Below are 19,756 nucleotides of genomic sequence, written 5' to 3' on the forward strand. Positions count from 1 at the left end.
TAATTGATGACACGCCCTAGGAGGAATTTATTTGGCAGCTTCTGTCATTTTATTAGCATAGCGATCGCCATCGACCTAGAGCATACAATACCCATTTTGTCAATTTTTTAATTGATGACACGCCCTAATATTTTAATTTTATTTTTTACCGAAAAATTTGGTTTAAAGCCTCCTACTTTCAGGGCGAATTTGTGTTATTCTATAAAAAGTGGAAAGTATCTAACCACTCTAAAAGCCTAGCTACTTAAATCAGTAGCTGACTTAACCTTGAAAACTAGAGTTATGGAGTTTTGTACAGTAATGCTTGTACATGGAAAAGCTCTAAGCAACAAGTACCAGAAAACCAAAGTTTTTTTTAAGGTTTGAACTGTACCGTAGGGCATAAGTCCACAGGGTATTGAAATAGAGCAAACCCTTGGGAAGAGAACTATCTCTGGATTAGGTATCTCAAGGTATCTGATTTAAGTGAACTCATTGTTGACGTAGCCTTGCGTCAGCAAGCCAAGAATTGTGGTCTCAGGAGAATCTTCGCGCCTGACCGCCGGAGAATATGTCAAATTTTAGTTATTACTGTAGGTATTTCATAAAGTCAAACCCACCCTGCTTTTCCAGTACTATGTGCTTTCAAGCTGGCCTAGTAGGAAATCAACATCTGACAGGGATGGGATTATAGAATTAGAACACTAGGTGAATAATATTCGTACTGTCTCAGATACTAAGAAAGCTTTTTATAATTCTCACACCCGTCCAATTAACTCCATATACAATCGAGTTGTTGAAGAGCTGTTAGTGGAAATGCACCTGATTTCCGTCAATGCTGATTATAGCTATAATCCATTTTATGCTTTGGGTATAGTTACAGCTTTTGACCGTTTTATGGAGGGATACTCTCCTGAACAGGACAAAATTTCTATTTTTAATGCTCTGATTCAAGCACAAGAAGAGGACTCAGATAAATACCGTGCAGATGCTAAAGGATTAGAAGATTTAGCGAGCCAAATGTCTGGACAGGATATGATATCGTGGATTTGCTTATCAGCAGATAGAGATGATGCTCAACATTTGCAAGATAATTTAAGAGCTATTTCAGATGGTTATAAATTTAAGTATGATCGCTTATTTGCTATAGGTTTATTCACTTTACTAGAAATAGCAGATACAGAGTTAGTTAAGGAACAACCGCAGCGTACAGAAGCGATCAAGAAAATTTCCCAGGCTTTAAACTTGCCAGAAGAAAAATTATTAAAAGATATCGAAATGTATCGTAGCAATTTAGAGAGAATAATTCAAGCTCGTAATGCTATGGAAGATTCTCTGATGGCAGCGAGGAAAAAAAGAGATAAACGTCGTAGCTTAGAAGAAGGAAATATACCTACTTCTCCTAGTAATACTTCAAAAAATAGTAATTAATAATAAATACCTAAAGATTGAATTATTGAATATTTAGTATTTTGACTGTATTTTCATTTTCTAAGATACTATGTACTGATATACAAAACATTCTCCTTGCTATTATTTCAATTTTATTTGTTGAGTAGAAGATGTTTTCAAACATCTCTACTCCAATTATTTCATAGGTGGTATTTATAAAATTTAGTCCACTTTGTTCATAAACAAAATAAATAATGATATAGAATTGTCAATTTTTGATGTAAAAAAAACTACATATTTACCTAGCAAATAATAATTTAGAATACTTCATAATTACTAATATAAATATTTTTTTATTCTTAGAACAAACAAGCCTAATGTACCTATCTAGTAAGGATAATTTAATTATAAATCAGATTATTGTTCATACTGTGGAGCATAAGATTTAAGTAATTCACTAAGTTGTGAACCAACATCAGGAGGACTACCAAAAGGTGTAGGATTAATTGGTTGTCTATCTATATTTTGAGCAATAGCTTCATTTATCTGCTGAGAAATTAGATTTTGAAGTTCATCTTTAGCTTTAGACCTTTGAAACTGAGCGCCCTCCTCTGTAGTAGCATATAAAGGAGGAAGTCTATTTAAAGCATAAGCTGCAATATCTCCCACATCAAGGGTTTTTTCGCTAGTGGCCTCAATCTCTGTCACTCGTGCGATAGCCTCAGACAGCACTAGTTCTTCCATAACATTAATAAATTGTTTACGAGGTAAAACAACAACTTCTCCTGTTAATAAAGCTCCCATTAAACGGTCAAGAGCCATATATTCCTCAATTGATAATTCAGAAGCCGTGTTACAAATTAATCCTACCTCTGCTTCCATAGAAGGTGTTAAATAACCATCTTGTAAAGCTTGTTCAACAATTTTTTCTATGCTCATAAGTTTTATTCTAAGTTTACTGAAAATAATTTTTAAATAAGGTTTCTACATATTTATCAGATTAAAATTATAAGTTAATCAAAGTCAAGATCAACTATCATCTTACTTTTCAGAGAAAAACTTAAAAATCACATATAAGTAAGTCGGTGGAAAAAAATTTCTGAGTCTTGATGTGTTAATTAGAAAAGTTTTATTCAATACCTTCGTATCGCCAAGGAACAGGATCGACAGCTTGACCAGATACATATAGTCCCCAATGTAGATGAGGACCTGTAGATGCCCCCGTAGATCCTACAGCACCAATTAACTGGCCAGCTTTGACAAAATCACCTTCTTTAACATTGATACGACTCAAATGAATAAAAATGCTCGTTACCCCTTGACCATGATCGATACCCACAGTATTACCATGAATTTCAAAACCCTGAGATTCTAATCCCACTAGAGCGACACGACCAGCAGCAGGAGCTACTACGGGAGAGCCATTATAATCTGCATAATCTACCCCACGATGATAATAGTTCTCAGCAAACTCTCCATTATAATACCGTCGCACCCCATAAATTGTACTTACAGGACCTTGGTTAGGTCGAATAAATGGACCATTCCAAAATTTCTCTGGAGTGACAAGTTTTTTAAATGCTCCCACTCTGTCAAATTCTAAGTCTGTTCCTTTGAGAGAATCTTTGCCAGGAGGCAACCAAATAGATTGAGTGGGAAAGGAGCGACTTTGCAGATTTACATTTACATTCTGCACACCTGCTTCAGTGTTAATTTGAAGCTGTCGTGTACCTGGTCGGTCTAAAGGAGTAGTTGGTAATAATGCCCTCAATTTATTTTGTCCAATTGAGAAAAAAGGATAGGTTTTTCCATCCATACTAACTGTAGGAGTTGCTCCTCTAATTGATTCCGGAATTACAACTGATAAAGTATCTCCAAGTTGTGGGTTAGTAGGAGTTATTTGTACAGTTTGGCTGAATCCAGGGCTAGCTATTACCAGTATTGTTGTAACTATAGCTAAAATTAAGCTAGGGATAAACTGTTTAATTTTGATAGACCAAAACATTAGTTTTTTTAGTTAAAATTTTTGCGATTAATTAAATACTAAATTATTATATTTGCAGGTTCAAATTAAAAATATCCTATCATCTCAGGATAAATCTATTTAAAGAAGGTTTTAGGTCGTAGGTTTTAGGTATTATACCCATTTAAAAAAAGAATGTTACGAATAATTGGGGGTGATAAAAAGATGTTACAAGATCCCAAGGAGAAGAAATTGACTATCCAGGAGGTCAGGCAATATTAGATATTGGTGATCGACTTTTGTTAGTAGGGGAACCTTCAGAATTAGAGAGTTTTGATAAGTTGGCAAAAGGAGAAATTGCTGTGCCAAAAGAAAGTACCTCTTGTCAATGGTTAATCTTAGGTGAGTCTAGTCCTTATACGGGCAAAAAAATATCTCAAGCAAATTTACGTCGTCAGTATGGGGTAGAAATTCAAGCAATTCGACGAGAAGGGAAATTTATCCGATGGCCTCAAGGAAATACGAAGTTACAAGTGGGCGATCGGTTGTTGATCTGTGGTGGTTTCCATTAACTAAGTCAAGTAAGGCAAATGAAAATTCCGCAGACTCAGGGATATCCTAAAAAACAAAAGTTAACTACAGTAGTGAATGAAACTACAGAAATTTAGCAATAGACATCTGGTGAAAAAGAATCGACTTTTTGCAAAAGTAGGCAATAGAATAGGCAACAGGGAAGAAAATTTATGAAAAAATACACAAAAAATAATCTATAAGTGTAATTTCTACTCCTATGTCTAATAGTTATAGTCGAATCAAAGTTTAGAACATTCCTCAATATTCAAACTAGCGTTAGAGATGACTTATAACTTCTGATTTGCGGGTAGTGCTATATTTGTCTTATGTGACTTTGCCACAAATTTTGTAGTTACATCATTATTCTGGGATTTTCTATTAGACATCTCAAATAATAAAAAATAAAATTAATTATCGTAGATAAATAATTGATTTGATGATTTATCTATGCTCCCTACTCCCTACTGCCTACTCCCTCTTTTCTGGAATTGTCTATTTCTGATTAAATTAAAATAATAAGGTAGAAAAACTTCGATGAAAAAATTAGGATTAGTTTTTTGGTTTGAGATAAACAATAGCTTGTCGCCAAATTATAATTGGTAAATCATACTGGTCTAAGAGGCAAATACAATTTGGGTCTTGCCAGAAAACTTTTCCCACATGAAGGTCGTTGGTAATTAGTTTTAGCTCTACTTCTTTCTTATCTGTGATATAAGTTTGAATCTGGCGAACACTGGGTAAACTGGTATCAAAGTCAGACATAATAATTATTCAATATATTTCCCACGTAATCTTTTCATTTAAAAGTAAATTTCAACTTAATTACTGGAGCATCATCATGACAGTATCATTCACCAAGTATCATGGCCTGGGCAACGACTTTATTTTGATTGATAATCGCCACCTCCCGCAACCCATAGTAACACCAGAACAGGCAATAAAATTGTGCGATCGCAATTTTGGCATTGGTGCGAATGGTGTGATTTTTGCTCTGCCTAGACAAGACCAAGCAGATTATACCATGCGGATATTTAACTCTGATGGTTCAGAGTCAGAAATGTGTGGCAATGGGATTAGGTGTTTAGCTAAGTTTATTGCTGAAATAGATAATGATAATAAAACTAAATATAAAATTTATACTGGTGCAGGTCTACTAGGAATCGAATTACAACCAGATGGCCAAGTAAAAGTTGATATGGGACAGCCAAAACTATTAGCATCGGAAATACCCACAACTCTAGGTAATGCTGATGAGAAAATTGTCAATCAAACTGTAGAAGTGGCTGGAAAGTCTTGGTCTGTTACCTGTGTCAATATGGGAAACCCACACTGTATAACTTTTGTAGAGAATGTTGCTGATATAGCTCTAGAAATAGTAGGTCCTCAATTTGAGCATCACTCCGTATTTCCAGAACGGACTAATACAGAATTTATTCAAGTTATTAGCCCAAATTATGTGAAAATGCGGGTATGGGAAAGAGGTGCTGGTGCAACATTAGCTTGTGGTACGGGTGCTTGTGCATCAGTAGTAGCAGGAGTTTTAACTCAAAGAAACGAGAATAAAGTTACAGTTGAACTACCTGGAGGTTGTTTGGAGATTGAATGGTCAACTACAGACCAAAAAGTTTATATGACTGGACCTACAGAAAAAGTATTTACAGGAGTCATTAATGAATCAATAATGAATTGATAAAAATGTAGATATTGGCAATTGTTGAAAATTAATGTTTTGACAATTTAAAAATTAGTTTTATAGAAGAAGGAAGAAGAAATAAGGAAGAAGGAAGAAGGAAAAATATTGCGTTTCCTGAGTTTTTCGGCTTTTGATATGTCTTCACCTTTCTTTCGACTGCGATAAAAAAAATTAGCTGTACTATTTTCAACACTTAGAAGAACTTTTATAGCATTGCGCACTGGTATATTGACAAATTGCAGGAACTACTCAATAACTAAAAGTCTGATAAAATTGGTTTTTATTCCTCCTATTGCCTGTTCCCTGTTCCCTGTTGCCTGCGCAAAGCGCTATAAATAAAAATTAAAAGTTATATTGATTTTTGCTGGGAATTTTGACTTAAAAATAGAGGTATATTTATGGGCGGAGGTATTTACTTAATTCGTGACAACGATCAACTTGTGGAAATGACAGAACAAGCTTATGAGTCTGAAGATCAACTACAAGAATTTATAGAAACTTATCCTAACTTACTTGCAGGAGATGATATAGACAGAGCTACTCCCAGAAGATGGTTATTAATATCACGGGAAATAGCAATATCAACAGAGGAAGATATCACACAACAATGGGCGTTATCTCATTTATTTCTTGACCAAGAAGCAATTCCGACGTTAGTAATAGTTAAAGGTACTGACAAAGCAGAAATTCGTCAAAAAGTAGTAGGTCAAATGATTGATTATGCTGCTAATGTAGGGGTTTATTGGCCTCTAGAGTCAATTATTGCTCAGTTTGAAGTCAACTGTCGGGAACATGGTCGCGATCCAGAACAAGTATTTGAAAAATTTCTGGGTTTAGATGCTGACGAAGAAAAGTTTTGGCAAAAAGTGAAAACCAATTTACAAGCAAATAAAATTCGTTTAGTATTTGTGGCAGATAATATTCCGGCAGAACTACGGAGAGTAGTAGAGTTTCTTAACGAGCAGATAGACCCAGTAGAAGTTTTGGCATTAGAAATTAAACAGTATGTTAGTCAAGAGGGTTTAAGAACTTTAGTTCCAAGAGTAATTGGTCAAACAACTGAAGCACAACTGAAAAAATCAAGCACAACCCGTGAAAGAAGAAGGTGGGACGAAGTATCTTTCTTTCAAGAATTTCAAACTAGATGGGGTGCTGATGAGGCAGCAATACTCAGAAAAATTCATGAATGGGCAAAAAAACAAGAACCCATAGCCTCAATTCAATGGGGGACAGGAGATGTTTATGGTGGTTTTACTACAATAGTTAATCAACCTGGAAAAAAGAGTCTAGAGTTATTTAGTATTGATATTTCAGGTCATCTAGAAATTTACTCGAATAAATATAGTGGTCAACCTCCATTTAATCACAACACTAAATGGTTGGAATTAAGAGCTAAACTTAGTTCGATCGGTCTAGCTCTACCAGAAAATTTAGAAGAATTTAGAGCGCCTAGTCTACGTTTATCCACATTACAAGATGATGCAGCATTACGGCAAGTAATAGAAACTTTTCATTGGATTATTGAAGAATTTAATCAAGGTTAAATTGTTAACAATTAATAATTAATAATTAATAATTACCTCTTCTTTAATATAAGGATTGTTTAAAAGGAAATTTTTTTATTTTTTTATACCTGTAGGACGACAGGCCGTAGTCCAGCCAAGGAGATGCTTTAAACCTTAATTTAACGGTAATTTAAAGGTTATTTAGATTAGGATGATAGGGTGGCGATCGCTTCAAAGATATTTAGAAATAATGGTAAATAGGGATAAATAATTCCTAGCAAGGGAGCAAGATTTTTCGATCAGGAAGCATAACTAAAATAATAAAAATTCCCTATCATTAAAATGCAGCACCACCTAGAAATTTGTTTTGTTATTAGGTGTTAAAGAAAAGTCAATAATTTCAATAAGGCTCAAGCAGACAATTTAAAAAACAATGCACATTTTGTTGTGGCTAAAGATTACTATGCTTATCCTGGAAAAACACAAGAATATGAAAAATTAGGCAGTTTGACAGCAATTGGAGGAACAGAGTTTCCTGTTTTGCGAGGTTCAGCTATTGGTCAACTTATCATTGAACCTAATTCTATTCGTGCCCCTCACTGGCACTTAAAATATACTGAAACTGGTTACTGTTATGGAGGTATAGGACAAGTTGGAATTATTGTTCCTGGTAATACTCTACCTAAAGGTGGAAAAAAAAGGGGATTTTTTAGCGAACCAAGAGTAGAAGAATTTTTCGTCAAACCAGGAGAAATTTTCCATTTTCCTGAAGCGAGTCAACATTACTTGCGTAATGTAGGAACTGAACCTTTTGAATGTGTCCTTTTCTTTGCAGAAGGACAAGCTCTAACAGAAGATAAATTGCTAACTATTACGTTACAAAATATTGTTGTTGGGACACCGCTCGGGGTTCTTGGTCCTATTCTTGTTACTGATGATAAAGAAAGTCAGCATGTATATTATACAGCGCAAAGAGTTTCAGAAGCTCCTGAGCAAACCTATAGTTCAGTAGATCAAGGTCCTGAGATTGTCCAGGTTGTTGAAGCTTGTAGTGGAGAAGCTCCTGATGTATCAAATCCTGGTTGTCCCCCTATGTCTGAGATTAATAATAAAATAGGTTCCCGTTTCTCAGTTTACTCTACACTAAAACCCTAGAAGAAAAAAGCTTAGGCAGATAAGCAAGCAACTATTACTGGTATCGTTGATTTAACAAGAAGAGAATTGAGTATATAGCGTTTCTCAGACCTACGAGGGAGTAGCAGCTATTAAATTTAAGCGATCGCACTGAACATGGGATGTTTTTGGTATACCTCACAAGTTTGAGAAACACTATATTAATTGAAGATTAGGGTCAGAATTAACTTTTTTTGCAGTCTATCTTAACTAATGTAGGGACGTTCCATGGAACGTCCCTACAGTCTTTTGGTTGTGAATATATGGTTGATCAATCTGAACAGCGCTGTATTTCTTTAGTCATAAATAAGGTTATTGTAGGAAAAATAAATGTTAAGGGATTTAGTTAGCAAACCCCTACAGTAAATTTATGTTTGATTTTATCTACCTATTTGTTTTTCGAGTTTTCTTGGTATGGAAAGTTCTCAAATAGAAAAGGTCTTATCAGAATTAATTTCCCGAGATTTAGTCAAAAAATAAGAAAACTTAAAGTTAACAGTAGCAGGTTTGAATGTTTTAGCACAACAAACAATTTTAGCTCCTATTTCTGAAACTCAGACTTTTTATCTAGATGCTCTAAATGGAAAATTAACCAACTCCTTTTCTCTAAAAATTTTTGACAGTAAAATTCATCAAAATAGTGCGATAAATAAAATTATCAAAAAACCAAGGAAAGGTCATATAGAGGATTTAGTTGATTACTATCCAGATATTGAAAAACTTTTACAAAATTCCGATCCCAATAATCCTAATCCCATAGAATTAGTACAAGTTAATAACATAGAAAAAATATATCCTCAATACCATGAAGTTTTGCTATTTTTGTATAAAAGTAATCCTGGCGATCGCGAAATTGAATATGAGATTTTTTCTAGAGGTTTTATTCAACCAGAATATCGGAAGACTATAGAACAATTGTATGCTGAAGGGAAAAAAATACTTGAGCCAATTTTTCAATAAATGGAAGAAGAGAAACCACCTCAAGATTCGGTCAACAAAGTTATTCCTAATATTCAAGATGATGATATTCAAACTGTAGAAAAGTTAACTACAAAAATTGACTCTATTGATTACCTTGATAATTTTGTAGAAACTAAAAATAATTCAGTCAAACAAGAAAAACAAAAGCTTCAGAAAGAACTCAAGCAAGTTCAAAATAAAACTAGAATTTCAGAGGTAGTTCATACTTATCAAATTCGTGAATATTTGCTTAAAGCTTTAACAGAAGCAAAAAATAGATTAATGATAGTTTCACCTTGGATTAAAGTAAATGTAGTAGACGAAGAATTTTTATCAAATTTAGAAGCTACCCTCAGACGAAAAGTAAAAGTTTATATAATCTATGGAATTAAAGGTTCAAATTCTCAAAATGATGATAAGTCTATTAAACAATTAGAGAATTTAAAGGCAAATCACAAAAATATCCTATTTGACAAAACTGAAAATAGTCATCGTAAACAAATTATTTGTGATGATAAATTTGTCATAGTAACCAGCTTTAACTTTTTATCATTTAGAGCAGACCCCAATTTAACATATAGAGATGAACTAGGAGTCATTATTAGAGATAAACAAACTATTGAAGATTTATTTAACAGTGGGATTAATTTAATTATTTAAAATCACAAATTTATTGATTTACAGGGGATTTCCAGATAGGGTTTGGTAGAGCTATCATAGGCAAGATGTCTGTGCTACAAAGGTTTTATAATTAATATTTGTACTTCATATACTTGGAATATGCTGTAGCAATCTTAAATAGGTTGTAACATTTTGTTCTAGGGGTTTGGTTACCAAATCCCATTTTAGCTTGGGTTTGGAGACCAAACCCCTACAGTTTTTCTCACAAATCTTGCACGGATTAGTATGTATGTACTATAAATCTCCACAAACACCAAATAAATCAACTTTTTCTTCAACCTTTGTAGGGACGTTCCATTGAACATCCCTACGTTATTTTTCACCAGATATCTGTTAACTATCTATTAGCTTTTCCTTATGGAATACTCCGCAAACAGCATTTAGCTATCAGCTAAAAATCCAGGAGTTTAGGTCTCTCACCCCACTAATTTTTCAAATATAGTGGTGCGTGTTAATAGGAGTTTTAATCCTTTACTATAAACCTTGAGAAGCTGATAGCTAATAGCTGAACGCTGACCGCTATTTCAATTACTAGCTTTCTGAATTGAAGGACTTGATTGAGCTAAATATAATCCTAATAAAACTATAGAAAATCCTATCCAACTAATTATAGTAAGTTGTTCCGAGAATAATCCCCAAGCAATTAAAGCAGTAATTACAGGTTCCAATAAAAAGCATAAAGCAACAAAACCAGAGGAAAAAGTTTTGAGACTATAAGTAACAAACCCATGACCTAAAACTTGGGCAATTACTGCTAAACCAATAATTGATAACCATCCTTCCCAAGAAAAAGGTAAAATATGATCTTCCGTGAATAAAGCAATAGGAAGAGTAAATAAACTACCACTTATACAAGTCCATAATAAGATAGTTGTTGCAGAAAATTTGGAGCGAAGTTTTTCAATTAATAAGTAGTAAGCACCAAATAAAATTGCAGATGCAAATGCTGCTAAGTCGCCAGTAAAATGTTCTAAATCTACTTGTATATCATCTGCTCCAATGGTAATTGCTCCGACTATAGTTATTGCCATTCCTATTAAAAATCTACGGTCAAAACGAAGACTTAAAAATATCCATCCTCCCAGAGCAGTAAAGATGGGAATCATATTATGAAGTATAGTTGAGTTCGCTACATTAGTTTGAGTTAAAGACCATGCCCAAAGAAGTAAACTAGGAGCAAAAGTAAAACCACCAGCTAATAACCAAGTCCAATCACTAAATGTATAAGTTGAATATTGTTCATTTTTATTAGTTGATGATTTATTTTTTTGAGCTTGGAAATTACTCCAAAAATACAATACAAAACCAGAGATAATAAAACGATCTAATACTGTGCTAGCAGGTCCTAATTCTCGTTCGCTTAATCGAATAAAAATTGCGGCTAAGGATACAGCTAATAATCCTATTAATAATGCTATTAAAGAGAAAGTTGTAGATTTTTTTGCTGAATTTTGGGGTAGTAATTCCAGTTGACTTGTCATGTTAAATTTACCTTTAAATTTTGTATAAGCCAGAAAAAAAACTTACATATTAGTCCTATTTTGTAGAAACACTAAAAAGGTTTTAGTTCTTTAGTCATTTTAAATGTTTAGCTATGAAAATCAAATAGGACTTAAGAATCTGTGATGCACCCTATAACTATAAGTTTAAAATTCCTTTGCTCTGCAACGCTGATGTGTTAGATAGAAATTACAGAAAAATCTTATTTTGCATAAGCCTTCTTAAAACAACCTATAATTCAATATTTTTTTGATATATGAATTTTAAAAAACAATTTTTATGGCAAGGAATGTGAAAAAAATCAAAAAAAATTACTGATTTATCAAAATAATTTGGTCTAAAACCCTGCCTTTTAAGGCGAAATTTTTTTAGAAGGTTGATCACAATCCCCCTTACAAAAATAACTTCTGGACTTTACCAATCTGATAGCTCCCATATCTGACTTCTGACTTCGTTAACGAAGGCTTACTAATGCCTAGAATCTATCGACAAAAAATTGCTGCAACAATTCTAAATAAATTAGAAATATATAAATAATTATACAGCATGGTTTTAACAAAATCAATTTTTTTTATGATGAAGGATAAAATTTGAAAAAGTAATGATAATGAAGCGAATATTTATGTATTTTTGCAAAAATCAATCAAAAATTGCTAAATATTGCTAAATATAGTGTATGTATAATACTTTTTGCAAAAGACTGAAACAGTTATCTATTAAAGTATTCTCAGTTAATAGAAACGGTATTTAGAATTGTAGAAAAAAACTTTTTTTACTTGACAAAAGATACAAATAAAGATACGTTCTCTAGCCAAATTCTCAATTGTTAGGTAGCAACATGACTCCAGAAAATGGCCAGTTAAATAAATTAGTAATTATTGCTAAATTTTTTCAATTTAACCAGCTCAAAACTAACTTTCGCACAGAGAGTGTAGCAGGAATAACTACCTTTGTGACAATGGCATATATTTTAGTAGTAAATCCTGACATATTATCTAAAGCAATTTTTTTGCAGAGCTCCGGCGATTTATTTGGAGAATTAGTAATTGCTACAGCAATATCAGCAGCATTAGCTACTCTAATTATGGGAATATACGGTAATTATCCATTTGCCTTAGCACCAGGCATGGGGTTAAACGCTTATTTTGCTTTTTCAGTAGTGTTGAAGTTAGGAATTTCTTGGCAAATTGCCTTAGCTGCTGTGTTGATAGAAGGCTTAATTTTTATTTGTTTAACTATTAGTAAAATTCGCAATCAAATAGTTAATGCTATTCCTGAATGTATTAAACAAGCTACAACAGTTGGTATTGGCTTATTTATTGCTTATATAGCTCTAATAAACACCAAAATTATTGTCTATGATGAAACTACAACTACAACTTTAGGGAATCTAAATCAACCAGAAACATTAGTAGCCATCGCTGGAATTATTATTACTTCTGGATTCATAGCTCGCAGGATTACTGGATCATTATTATGGGGAATTTTAGCAACTGCATTACTAAGTTGGATATTAGGAATTTCACCTTTACCTCAAGGAATTGCTAGCTTTCCTCAGTTGCCAACACACTTATTTGGTCAAGCATTTATTGGTTTAGAAAGCATAATAAAAATGGCTCTTCTAGAGTAGTTATGACAATTTAAGAATAAAAAAATTACATTTTCCTTAGTAATTTTAAAGTCAAGTATACTCAAACCCTTGCTAAATATTGACTAATGACAGATGTTAATGCTATTAAATGTATTGAATTTGAGTAACAAAAATGAAATTTTAATAATATGCCATCTAACTCCCTTCTCTTTTTGATCACTCAAATCATTAAATTTGAAGGCTTTAAAGCAACTAATTATCATTTTATTACTGAAAATGAATTACTGATTGAATGAGAAAATCAAGTCCAAACTACAACTTGTCCTCATTGTCAAAAGACTACAGATAAAATCCATCAATCTCATCGATATAGAGTCAGAGATATTTCCTTGAGTAGCTTTGATGTTTTTCTACTTGTTAATCGCCGTCAATTTAGATGTAAAAACTGTAAAAAAGTTTTTAGTTAGGAATTAAACTTTGTCAAAAAAAGAAGAACTTATAGGAAAAGATTAGCTCAAAAAGTCGTGACAGAAGCATGGGAAACGGATGTCATTAATACTGGAAAAAGAAATAGAATGACTCCAGCAGAAATAGAAACCATACTTAAAGAATTAGGAGAGGATTTATTAAAGGAAAAACCTTCAAAGTTAAACAGGTTGGGTATTGATGAAATAACTGATTTAAAAGGAGGGAAGAATTATCCAGCAGTTTGAGTAGACTTAGAATTGAAAAAACCCATAGGATTATTGGAGAAAAGAAATAAGGAAGTCATAGGAGAATACTTGCGGAGCTTGGGTTCAGAGAGATTAAACCAAATAGAAGAAGTGAGCATAGATTTATGGAAGCCATATAAAAGTGTAGTGGAAGAATGAATACCCAATGCACAAATAGTAGTGGATAGGTTTCATGTAATGAAACAAATAAATGAAGAGTTAGATACCAGAATAAAAATAGAAAAAATCGAGGCACAAAAGTTTAAAAATCAAAAACAAAGAGAGCTAAAAATACCAGGAATAACCTTGATTAAGTATCCCTTATTAAATAAAAAATAGAAGCTGAATTAAACAGAGAAAGAGAAGTTAAAGGAAGTGGAAAAAGTCGCTCAGAAATGAATGTCTATGTATCACAAAAAACAGAAGAAAAGAGACATATTTGAAAGTCAAATAACAGGCAATGAAGCTTTGTGGAAGATGGTGGAATAGACTCAATCATGTTATAAAGATTTTCCGAAAAGTTGTCAAACAATCAGAAGATGGATTGATGAGATTTTAGGATATTTTGATCACCGGACAACCCAAGGAACAGTAGAAGGAATTAATCAAAAAATCAAGTTAATTAAAAGGAGAGGTTATGGGTTAACTAACTTTGACAACTTTAGAAAAAGAACTTTACAGTCGTTGGCATTTTTGCTAGTAATTTTTCATATTTAGTCTAGAAGAGCCATAAAAACTAACATCTGGGAGCTAATCACCATTATTTTTGTTTTAATATTTGTAGATTTATTTGACACAGTAGGAACTTTAACAGGATTAGGAATAAAAACAGGTTATTTTAATCAAACAGAAAAATCATTTAACTTAAACAAAGCATTTATGGCAGATGCCGTTGGCACAACATTTGGAGCAGTAATGGGTAATTCCACAGTCACAACTTATATTGAATCTGCTTCAGGCATTTCCGAAGGAGGACGCAGTGGATTCACCGCAGTTATTACAGCACTTTTATTCATTTTATCTATATTTTTTATTCCCTTATTATCAGCAATTCCTTCCTTTGCAACCGCACCAGCATTATTAATTATAGGAGTATTAATGATGAGTAGTGTTCGTAATATTAATTGGGACGATCCAGCAGAATCTATTTCAGCATTTTTAACAATTATAATTATGCCTTTAAGTTACTCAATAGCAGACGGATTAGCTATAGGTTTAATGATTTATCCTATTCTCAAAACATTCCAAGGAAAAGTACATGAAACTACTTTTACGATGTGGCTATTAGCAATCATATTTATATTAAAGTTTGTACTCGTCGGAAAATAATCATTAACTTCTAATTAAGCAAACTTCAGATGATTAATAAAGAAAAAATTTTCCCTACCGCATCAATCCTCTCCTTGAAAAGAAGAGGTAATTGTTAATTATTAATTATTAATTATTAATTGTTGAAAGGGTAGGCATTTGATAAATTTGGACATATTTTCTATTTTCTATTAGGAAATAAGGGAGCGATAGAACTCCGTTCCGCGCTTCGTGATCGCTCTCTAGATCAGAGGTCTGGAACTTAGAAATTACAAGTCTTTTCCAAGAATGACAAAAGAGAGTTATACCAATTTTATAACATATTGCTACATTCATGGAAGAGTGAGCACCGAAACTGAGAGTAGGAAGCAAGGATTAGGGAGCAGAGGAAGAGAAGCATAAAAAAAAGAGAAAAAAAATAGAATTAAGGGAATAGCAGCCGTTCCCCAAAATTATTCAGAAACAAAATTATTCAGAAAGTAATTGATAGTGCTGTCGGAAATACTTCTCTAATTAAGGTGAAGCAAATAGTTAAAATTACTGAAATATTGAAAGTAATTAAAACAGCTAAAACAAGTGATTATACTATTTATATTAGTCACCGCTCCAGTAAAATAGCAAATCACTTCATAGCTGACTTAATAGTAAAAACTTCTGCTGCTCCTTGTCGCAGAGAGTGGTTAACTAAATATAATCAGTTCCTTCCCATTGAAGAAAAACTTGGAAGCAAGACGCGTTATGCATACTGGAGAAACTTTCAACCTACATTCCGCACTTAAAAGCTGAGTATCAAGGGCAAGTAGTTATTAGTCAGTAGGGAATGATCCTGGCTAATTATCTGGCTCTATCAAGTATTTATGCTTAATTTATTCAATTTAATTTTGCTTTTGTCTCAGTTAAATTATGATGATTTATAGACTATAAATAGGTAAGCATTCAGCCATTAGCAGTTAGCTATTCCTTTGGAATACTACGCAAACAGCAATTAATAATGAATAATTACTTCTCAGGTTGGGGAAGAAGACTTTGGTAGTAACTTTTTATTCTTTCTTAATTTCAAAGGTTGCTTTTACTTCTCCCAAAATTAATAGCTGATAGCTGACGGCTCAATGCTTACATAAATACTGAGCCACCCACTGATGTTTGTGGTGATTTTTATGTGACAAATTAGAGGTGCGGAATCTGAGTTAAAAAGCGATAAATTTGTGTTAATTATTTAGAGTAAATTCACGGCAATAGCTCCTGCTTTCTCAATACTAGAATAATTAATATTGCTGTTATCCATAATATTATTTATCTTTTTTCTTCCTCCTTACTTTTGTTATTGTAGTGTGGTCTTATCAGGTTGGAATTACATATGATTATACAATAATTTATACCTATTTATATAAACTTGATTGTCAATCTTTCGCTACTTCCTAAACTCAGGAATTTACCGAAAAACTTACTTAAACCTCTTGTGGCTATTATGCGACATTTGTTAAACTAAACTTAAGGTCAAAATCATAGCAGAGGAAGAAGTGGTAGTTAAGCCGAACTGGTTACGAGTAAAGGCCCCTCAATGGCAGCGAGTTGGTAATGTTAAGGAAATTTTGCGAGACTTGAATCTCAATACGGTCTGCGAGGAAGCATCCTGTCCGAATATAGGTGAGTGTTTTAATGCTGGTACAGCAACTTTCCTAATTATGGGACCTGCTTGTACCCGTGCTTGTCCCTACTGCGATATAGATTTTGAGAAAAAGCCTCAGCCTTTAGACCCCACTGAACCAGAGCGACTGGCAGAAGCAGTAAAAAGATTAAAGCTCAATCATGTAGTTATTACCTCTGTTAATAGAGATGATTTGATAGATGGGGGCGCTACTCAATTTGCCAAATGTATTTCCCAAGTTAGAGAAACTTCACCTCAAACAAGCATAGAAGTCCTAATACCAGACTTGTGTGGTAATTGGCAAGCTCTGGAAATAATTCTTCAAACAAAGCCAGAAGTACTTAATCATAATACTGAAACTGTTAAGCGACTGTATCGTAGAGTTCGGCCTCAAGGTGACTATCATCGTACATTAGAACTCTTCAGGCGATCGCGAGAATTTGCCCCAGAAGTATACACAAAATCTGGTATTATGGTAGGTCTGGGAGAAACTGAAGCAGAAGTCCAAACAGTAATGGAGGACTTACGGAGCGTTGACTGTGACATTTTAACTATTGGACAATACTTGCAACCAAGTCCTAAGCACCTACCAGTATCTAATTTTGTCAAACCAGAACAGTTTGATCGATGGAGAGAAATAGGCTATTCATTGGGTTTTTTACAAGTTGTTGCTTCCCCCTTGACTCGTAGCTCATATCATGCTGAACAGGTAAAAGAATTAATGAAAAATCATCCAAAGGCTAAAAGTAAGGAGTAGACTTTAGATTTAGCCTCATTTTTGCTATTCAGGAAAGCTATAATCACTTCTAAGGTACATCACCCATCACCCCTGATAGCAAAAATGATCACTGCTAAAATGTGATACCGATCACCTATTATTGTGTCTGAACTCACTTAATAGCTAGAAATTGATTAGTAACTATATTGAGTACACTACACATAAATTAAGTTACAAGCTTTATAAAAATTAAGCTGAGTCAAGAGTAAAGTGTAACCAGCAAAAAATCAAAATAACGATCTATAAGAATTTAACTTCCAAAGTCAGAAACTTCCCGAAGTGATCGGAAACAACCAGTAATAGTGATGAACATTAATATAACTTCTGACTATAGTCACCTTTCTATAGCAGAAGTCTCCGTATACTAAAAATCAAGCCTAGAAAAGTTACCTGGAGCAAAAACACACAGGCAAATGTACTCTTAAGGTCATCGCTAATATATTTAACGTAATATTTAATATAAGCGATTGCCTAAGTTCATTCAGTCTATAATTGTCAATACTCATCAGGAAACAAAATCTAGAGCAAATGCCAATATTCCTCAGAATAAGGCATTTTATCCATAGACTGTCCACTAAATACAGCCTTTTGTCACTTGGAGCAACTGAGATGATCGCTATGTCAGCTACTTATCGTTACACTGAAGAATCTGAAGAAAAACTGCAAGACAATAATTTACAGACTAATATTTCTGAAGATATAGAGCAAATCATTGATAAACCAGAAACCAATGAATTAGAAATGGAAGATGGAGAAACAGAGAATGCTCAAAAAAGCACTAATCGTAGCACAACTGATTTAGTACGTTTGTATCTCCAAGAAATTGGTCGAGTTGACTTACTAGAAAGAGATCAAGAAGTCTCTGAAGCTCAAAAAGTCAAGCGCTATGTAGAGTTATGGGAGTTACTCAATGAATCAGCTAAAGAAGAAGAAGGCGTAATTCAGTGTTATGTTCAGTTGATTGAGATTCGTAATCGTCTGACAGCTCAGTTAGGACATAGGCCATCTTTAGAACGGTGGGCAAAAGCAGCAGATATACCTGTAGTAGAACTAAAACCTGCTCTGACTGCCGGAAAACTTCGTTGGGCAGAATTAGCAGGTTTAACTGTCAAAGAACTGGAGCAAGCTCAAAGTGATGGTATTAAAGCCAAAGACCACATGATTAATGCTAACTTGCGTTTAGTAGTGTCAGTCGCGAAAAAGTACCAGAATCGTGGTCTAGAGCTTTTAGATTTAATCCAAGAAGGAACTTTGGGTTTAGAAAGGGCAGTTGAAAAATTTGACCCAAGACGGGGGTATCGATTCAGCACTTATGCTTACTGGTGGATTCGTCAAGGAATTACAAGAGCGATCGCTACTCAAAGTCGTACAATTCGCTTACCTGTCCATATTACTGAAAAGTTAAACAAAATTAAAAAAGCACAACGAAAAATTTCTCAAGAAAAAGGACGTATAGCAAAACTTGAGGACATTGCCCAAGAACTAAAAATGACACCAGTTCAAGTAAGAGAAGTGTTACTGAAAGTTCCACGTTCAATTTCTCTGGAAACTAAAGTAGGTAGTGATAAGGATACTGAGTTAGGAGAACTCCTAGAAACTGAAGATGCTTCTCCAGAAGAAATGTTGATGCGAGAATCTTTAGTACAAGCATTAAAAGGACTACTAGAAGATTTAACTCAAAGAGAAAAGTCGGTAATTTCAATGCGTTATGGTTTAGGAGATGGTAATCCTTACTCTTTATCAGAAATTGGTCGTTCTTTGAAACTATCTCGGGAACGAGTCCGTCAAATTGAAGCAAAAGCTCTACAGAAACTGCGCCAACCCAAGCGTCGTAGTCAGGTGCAGGATTACTTAGAGTCTTTGACTTAAGTAAAAAAGAAATAAATATGATGTCCTGTTCCCCCTCTTCTGGGGGAGCTACGCTAACGGATAAGAGTGTCAACAAAAAACTTTCTCCTTCTACTACTCTTTCTTCTTCTTTCTTCCCTCCTGACTCCTGACTCCTAAATAATTAAGATTAATATCATACACGCGTTTCAGCAACACCCATAATTACTTGTATTTCAGATAAAATTGCTATATTACTCTCAGGCTCAACTTTCAGCTTTTGTCAAATAACTGTAGCATGATGGTTTGTATTTCATTGAATTTCACAATATTCTTTGCTATCACTAATATCATGTTCGGATGATAACTTATAATAAAGCCAAAATCATTACAGTAGAGGTATTCAAAGTTGATGGCCGAAAGGATTGCGATCGCCAACTACCTAAGTGCTCAAGAGTTACTGGTTCATGAT

17 protein-coding genes and 3 pseudogenes are annotated in these 19,756 nt (G+C 33.7%); 16 read left to right on the forward strand and 4 right to left on the reverse strand.

Annotated features, from left to right (window positions below; translation table 11 throughout):
• Positions 1-687 precede the first annotated feature (687 nt).
• Positions 688-1,410, forward strand: coding sequence for a photosystem II biogenesis protein Psp29 (gene psb29, locus F6K27_RS26955; protein ID WP_287279185.1), 723 nt, complete (start codon positions 688-690; stop codon positions 1,408-1,410).
• Positions 1,411-1,788: 378 nt separating this feature from the next.
• Here the strand turns inward: psb29 and F6K27_RS26960 are convergent, their stop codons facing one another.
• Positions 1,789-2,310: a late competence development ComFB family protein gene (locus F6K27_RS26960; RefSeq protein WP_287279186.1), complete on the reverse strand. Its 522-nt coding sequence runs from the start codon at positions 2,308-2,310 to the stop codon at positions 1,789-1,791.
• A 190-nt stretch (positions 2,311-2,500) separates the two neighbouring features.
• Positions 2,501-3,376, reverse strand: coding sequence for a M23 family metallopeptidase (locus F6K27_RS26965; protein WP_124145734.1), 876 nt, complete (start codon positions 3,374-3,376; stop codon positions 2,501-2,503).
• A gap of 257 nt (positions 3,377-3,633) precedes the next feature.
• Here F6K27_RS26965 and F6K27_RS26970 point away from each other — a divergent pair, with 257 nt between their 5' ends.
• The gene (locus F6K27_RS26970; RefSeq protein WP_240039022.1) at positions 3,634-3,906 is read left to right on the forward strand and encodes a cation:proton antiporter regulatory subunit; all 273 of its coding nucleotides are present in this window, start codon (positions 3,634-3,636) and stop codon (positions 3,904-3,906) included.
• Between the two features lie 550 nt (positions 3,907-4,456).
• Here the strand turns inward: F6K27_RS26970 and F6K27_RS26975 are convergent.
• A complete protein-coding gene (locus tag F6K27_RS26975) occupies positions 4,457-4,669 on the reverse strand; it encodes an RNA-binding protein hfq (protein WP_287279187.1) in 213 nt (70 codons plus the stop codon).
• A gap of 76 nt (positions 4,670-4,745) precedes the next feature.
• Here F6K27_RS26975 and dapF point away from each other — a divergent pair, with 76 nt between their 5' ends.
• The 5 genes from dapF (at position 4,746) to F6K27_RS27000 (ending at position 9,898) form a co-directional block, all read left to right on the forward strand.
• Positions 4,746-5,597: a diaminopimelate epimerase gene (gene dapF, locus F6K27_RS26980; RefSeq protein WP_287279188.1), complete on the forward strand. Its 852-nt coding sequence runs from the start codon at positions 4,746-4,748 to the stop codon at positions 5,595-5,597.
• Between the two features lie 401 nt (positions 5,598-5,998).
• Positions 5,999-7,144 (forward strand): hypothetical protein, encoded by a 1,146-nt coding sequence (locus F6K27_RS26985; protein WP_287279189.1) that lies wholly within the window; start codon positions 5,999-6,001, stop codon positions 7,142-7,144.
• 408 nt (positions 7,145-7,552) lie between these two features.
• A complete protein-coding gene (locus tag F6K27_RS26990; RefSeq protein ID WP_287279190.1) occupies positions 7,553-8,260 on the forward strand; it encodes a cupin domain-containing protein in 708 nt (235 codons plus the stop codon).
• Positions 8,261-8,785: 525 nt separating this feature from the next.
• On the forward strand, positions 8,786-9,238 hold the full coding sequence (locus F6K27_RS26995) for a hypothetical protein (protein ID WP_287279191.1): 453 nt from the start codon (positions 8,786-8,788) through the stop codon (positions 9,236-9,238).
• Positions 9,239-9,898 (forward strand): phospholipase D-like domain-containing protein, encoded by a 660-nt coding sequence (locus F6K27_RS27000; RefSeq protein ID WP_287279192.1) that lies wholly within the window; start codon positions 9,239-9,241, stop codon positions 9,896-9,898.
• Positions 9,899-10,443: 545 nt separating this feature from the next.
• On the opposite strand, the gene F6K27_RS27005 is transcribed toward F6K27_RS27000, so the two are convergent.
• Entirely contained in the window at positions 10,444-11,400 is a 957-nt protein-coding gene (locus F6K27_RS27005; RefSeq protein ID WP_124145740.1) for a DMT family transporter, read from the reverse strand.
• A gap of 857 nt (positions 11,401-12,257) precedes the next feature.
• Between F6K27_RS27005 and F6K27_RS27010 the strand changes: the two genes are divergently transcribed.
• From F6K27_RS27010 to sigC, 9 genes and pseudogenes are all read left to right on the forward strand, one after another.
• Positions 12,258-13,049, forward strand: a complete 792-nt coding sequence (locus F6K27_RS27010) for an NCS2 family permease (RefSeq protein ID WP_124154306.1) — start codon at positions 12,258-12,260, stop codon at positions 13,047-13,049.
• A 284-nt stretch (positions 13,050-13,333) separates the two neighbouring features.
• A pseudogene (locus F6K27_RS34075) lies at positions 13,334-13,477 on the forward strand (transposase family protein); the annotation flags it as partial.
• Positions 13,478-13,534: 57 nt separating this feature from the next.
• Positions 13,535-13,723 carry a hypothetical protein gene (locus F6K27_RS27015; protein ID WP_287279193.1) on the forward strand — a complete coding sequence of 63 codons (189 nt, stop codon included), beginning with the start codon at positions 13,535-13,537 and terminating at the stop codon, positions 13,721-13,723.
• Between the two features lie 12 nt (positions 13,724-13,735).
• Positions 13,736-14,062, forward strand: a pseudogene (locus F6K27_RS27020) (transposase).
• A 168-nt stretch (positions 14,063-14,230) separates the two neighbouring features.
• Positions 14,231-14,440, forward strand: a pseudogene (locus F6K27_RS34080) (transposase); the annotation flags it as partial.
• A gap of 36 nt (positions 14,441-14,476) precedes the next feature.
• Positions 14,477-15,052 carry an NCS2 family permease gene (locus F6K27_RS27025; protein WP_353736078.1) on the forward strand — a complete coding sequence of 192 codons (576 nt, stop codon included), beginning with the start codon at positions 14,477-14,479 and terminating at the stop codon, positions 15,050-15,052.
• Positions 15,053-15,501: 449 nt separating this feature from the next.
• Positions 15,502-15,810 carry a hypothetical protein gene (locus F6K27_RS34085; protein ID WP_353736079.1) on the forward strand — a complete coding sequence of 103 codons (309 nt, stop codon included), beginning with the start codon at positions 15,502-15,504 and terminating at the stop codon, positions 15,808-15,810.
• A 741-nt stretch (positions 15,811-16,551) separates the two neighbouring features.
• Positions 16,552-17,436 (forward strand): lipoyl synthase, encoded by an 885-nt coding sequence (lipA, locus tag F6K27_RS27030; protein ID WP_287279194.1) that lies wholly within the window; start codon positions 16,552-16,554, stop codon positions 17,434-17,436.
• Positions 17,437-18,075: 639 nt separating this feature from the next.
• The gene (gene sigC, locus F6K27_RS27035; RefSeq protein WP_287279195.1) at positions 18,076-19,326 is read left to right on the forward strand and encodes an RNA polymerase sigma factor SigC; all 1,251 of its coding nucleotides are present in this window, start codon (positions 18,076-18,078) and stop codon (positions 19,324-19,326) included.
• Positions 19,327-19,756 lie beyond the last annotated feature (430 nt).

It is taken from the genome of Okeania sp. SIO2F5 (assembly GCF_010692685.1).
GTDB lineage: Bacteria > Cyanobacteriota > Cyanobacteriia > Cyanobacteriales > Microcoleaceae > Okeania > Okeania hirsuta.

Coding starts and splice junctions, on each gene's coding strand:
- F6K27_RS26960 (WP_287279186.1), bottom strand. CDS start 2,310: ATGAGCATAGAAAAAATTGTTGAACAAGCTTTACAAGATGGTTATTTA.
- F6K27_RS26965 (WP_124145734.1), bottom strand. CDS start 3,376: ATGTTTTGGTCTATCAAAATTAAACAGTTTATCCCTAGCTTAATTTTA.
- F6K27_RS26975 (WP_287279187.1), bottom strand. CDS start 4,669: ATGTCTGACTTTGATACCAGTTTACCCAGTGTTCGCCAGATTCAAACT.
- dapF (WP_287279188.1), top strand. CDS start 4,746: ATGACAGTATCATTCACCAAGTATCATGGCCTGGGCAACGACTTTATT.
- F6K27_RS26985 (WP_287279189.1), top strand. CDS start 5,999: ATGGGCGGAGGTATTTACTTAATTCGTGACAACGATCAACTTGTGGAA.
- F6K27_RS27000 (WP_287279192.1), top strand. CDS start 9,239: ATGGAAGAAGAGAAACCACCTCAAGATTCGGTCAACAAAGTTATTCCT.
- F6K27_RS27005 (WP_124145740.1), bottom strand. CDS start 11,400: ATGACAAGTCAACTGGAATTACTACCCCAAAATTCAGCAAAAAAATCT.
- F6K27_RS27010 (WP_124154306.1), top strand. CDS start 12,258: ATGACTCCAGAAAATGGCCAGTTAAATAAATTAGTAATTATTGCTAAA.
- sigC (WP_287279195.1), top strand. CDS start 18,076: ATGTCAGCTACTTATCGTTACACTGAAGAATCTGAAGAAAAACTGCAA.